The organism is Wolbachia endosymbiont of Drosophila leontia, assembly GCF_028981785.1.
In the GTDB taxonomy this organism is placed as follows: Bacteria; Pseudomonadota; Alphaproteobacteria; order Rickettsiales; family Anaplasmataceae; genus Wolbachia; species Wolbachia pipientis.
This window is the reverse complement of sequence record NZ_JAPQLK010000160.1, coordinates 1-3,266: the sequence shown is the minus strand read 5'-3', so window position 1 is coordinate 3,266 and position 3,266 is coordinate 1. Positions and strand designations below refer to the sequence as shown.

Annotated in this window: 2 protein-coding genes; one reads left to right on the top strand and one right to left on the bottom strand. The window is 33.5% G+C overall.

All coding sequences use genetic code 11. The features are described from left to right. Positions 1 to 122 precede the first annotated feature (122 nt). Positions 123 to 1,727 (bottom strand): hypothetical protein, encoded by a 1,605-nt coding sequence (locus OZD63_RS05670; protein WP_275008345.1) that lies wholly within the window; start codon positions 1,725 to 1,727, stop codon positions 123 to 125. A gap of 180 nt (positions 1,728 to 1,907) precedes the next feature. On the opposite strand from OZD63_RS05670, the gene OZD63_RS05665 reads away from it, so the two are divergent. Then, the gene (locus OZD63_RS05665) at positions 1,908 to 3,185 is read left to right on the top strand and encodes an adenylosuccinate synthase (RefSeq protein WP_274980157.1); all 1,278 of its coding nucleotides are present in this window, start codon (positions 1,908 to 1,910) and stop codon (positions 3,183 to 3,185) included. Positions 3,186 to 3,266: the final 81 nt, after the last annotated feature.

Sequence of the window (3,266 nt, the reverse complement as noted above, 5' to 3'; positions counted from 1 at the left end):
CAGCTTGCAAATGATTGTCCTTTCCTTCATTTCTCTCCTATTACGAAGATTTTAAACAGGTTCTAAAATAGCAACCGTTGTAACCATGAACTCTAAAATATTTAAAGAGCCTACTAATATCTTTAAGGTAAACGTTCATGTGATTCCGCAGAATAATTCTGTTTTTTGATTCTATCTGTCCATTTATCATTTTCTATATCTTGTTTGTTGGTTGCTTTTTTTTCTTGCTCAACAATTGCCTTATCTATCTCCTTATGCATTGCATCAATTGCATTAATCGCACCTCCTTTTTTGTATACTTCGCTTTTCCCTTCAATAATTAACTTAATAAAAGTATTTACAACAGACTGCACTTGATTATGATTAACCTGACCTTTTGTCAAAGAAGGTAAAGAGCCTAATTCCATCAATACTTCTGGTGCTGTTTTATCTTGAGTGGAAAGTCCTAAATTATCTGCTACTTTACTTATTAATAACTCTCTGTGTTCTTTATTATCTTCCAATTTAGCATAATCACTCAATAAATCTATAACGGTAGATACTCTGACTTCAACAACATCATCAACATCTTCATCTTCTAGAGCAACTCCTGACCCCAATAACCTCTCTCTGAGATTTTCGCTTAAAAGATTGATAAATTCTTCATTTGCATCTGATCCTGTGGTTGATATTGTACCATCTAAATAGTTACTTTGAGCACCGAAGCCATGCTCTATTTGTATTTTTGTCTCAGGTTTAAATCCTAATTTTGCACAGAATTTCTGAAAATATTCTTTAATAATGTCAAACAAGCTCTTGCCATTATCTTTATAATTTTTTAACTCTTTAGGAATAGTAAGTGACAATTTACCATCTCTGTATGTTACAAAGTCTTCACCATTGTGAGATTCAATTGTAAATTCCAATGAACTAGATAGATTACATATCTTATCGCCATGCATAACTTGATTTTTAACAGAGAGTATTGGTAGCCTCATATCAGATCTAATTCTCACATTATTTTGGTTAGCACAATCAATATTTATTACTTTTTTAGGATTTTCTACTATGAACGACTGTCCAAGTGCAAGTTGGGTTTGTATAAATGGAGCAGCCTCATACCCTGCTTGATTACAATTGGTAACTAGCTCTTCTAAAATAGCATCACTTGGAACTTCTGCCCCAGCGTATCTGAACATTTTTTTGAAAACTTCTTTTGCAAAGGAACGGTAATCCTTGTTTTCATCTTTCTCTGTTGGTAATAGATGGATATACCTTTGGCCAGCATTGTAAAATTCTTCAAATTCTTTCTTATATGAATCGGTTTTTTGATGATTGGCAGTTTTGGAATTTTCACAGTGATTTTTCCATAGCTCACCCAATGCATTACTTACAAGCTCTTTCTCAATATCTTCGAGTACTGAAGCAACAAAAGCTTTGCCATGATCCGTATCTATTTCTCTTGTTCCTTTTTTGTTAAATATTTCGTCATTATATATATCATCACTATTAAAAAGTTCGCTTTTGCGGTGCTTAGCTCCTTCCTTAAATGCAATAATAAGATTTTTATCTATTTCTTTTCCGTTAATAATAAAATTCATCCTTTGAAAATCTAAGAACATTGTTTCACCGGAATTCGCTAATTTATTATCTTGATCTGCTCTTAATTTACTAAAATTGAACTCTTTAGCTGTGGCCTTTAATCTAACTACTGGACTCTTATTATTTTTTCCTTTTGTCTCTTTCATAAATAACACCTTACTGTAAATATGCTGTAAGTTATATCATATAATGATGAATAATTTGGTAATATATTAAGAAAATCGACAGTATATTTCTTTATTTAAGGGGTGTAGGAAAGGCGTAGATTTCTCTTTCCATTTGTAGCGTACTGCATTAATATTTATGTATTAATCTAGAAAATAATGATGAATAATATTGTAATTGTTGGTCTGCAATGGGGTGACGAAGGCAAGGGTAAAATAGTAGATTATCTTTCTGAGAATGCAGATGTAGTTGTGAGATTTCAGGGAGGAAATAATGCAGGGCACACTATAGTAGCAGATGATGAGGTTTATAAATTAAATTTACTGCCCTCTGCTGTTTTGAGGCCAGGCAAAATATCTATCATAGGAAATGGCGTTGCTCTTGATTCACACGCTCTAATCTCAGAAATAGAGTCATTGAAAGTTAAAGGAGTAGACGTAAACTATAACAACTTGATGGTATCTGAGAGCTGTCCATTAATACTTAGCGTACATAAGGACAAGGAAAAGCTATTTGAAGATTTAAATGGAAATCACAAAATTGGTACAACAAATAAAGGGATAGGACCATGTTATGAAGATAAAGTTGGGAGGAGAGCTATACGCCTTTGTGACTTAGAAAACGCAGATGAGCTCAATAAAAGATTGGATACTCTTTTGAATTACCACAATGCTATCAGGAAAGGCCTTAACTACCAGGTAGTTAAAAAAGAAGAAATATTAAAGGAAATTCAAGAGATTTCAGAAAAAATTCTTTCATATAAAAAACCTGTGTGGAAGATATTAAATGACTTGATGAAAGAAGGTAAGAAAATAATATTTGAAGGTGCCCAAGGCGCATTTTTAGATATCGACCACGGAACTTACCCTTTTGTTACTTCAAGTAATACTGTAGCATCGCAAGCAATAACAGGCTCAGGGTTATCCTCCAATGCTTACATTATTGGTGTGGTAAAAGCTTATACAACAAGAGTGGGCAATGGCCCATTTCCTACTGAGCAGAAAAATGAAGTAGGAGATAGCTTGTTTACTATAGGTAAGGAACTTGGAACAGTGAGCAATAGAAGAAGGCGTTGCGGATGGTTCGATGCAGTTTTAGTGCGCCAGGCCGTACAACTCTCTGGAGTTTCAAGCATTGTATTAACCAAATTAGATGTGCTTAATTCTTTTGATACAATTAAAATATGCACTGGTTACAAGTATAGCGGAAAAATGTATGATTATTTACCCGCATCGCATTCAATACAAGGGGAATTAGAGCCAATATATGAAGAGTTTCCTGGCTGGAAAGAAAACACTCAAGGTAAAAGGTCGATTGAAACATTGCCTATCAATTTAATAAAATATATAGAAGGGTTAGAAAAATTAATAGGTGTACCAATTCATCTAATCTCAACTAGTCCAAAGAGAGAGGATGTTATTAAGCTTAAAGATTTCTGAAAACGTCCTTGTATCTTAGAACCTGTTTAAAATCTTCGTAATAGGAGAGAAATGAAGGAAAGGACAATCATTTGCAAGCTG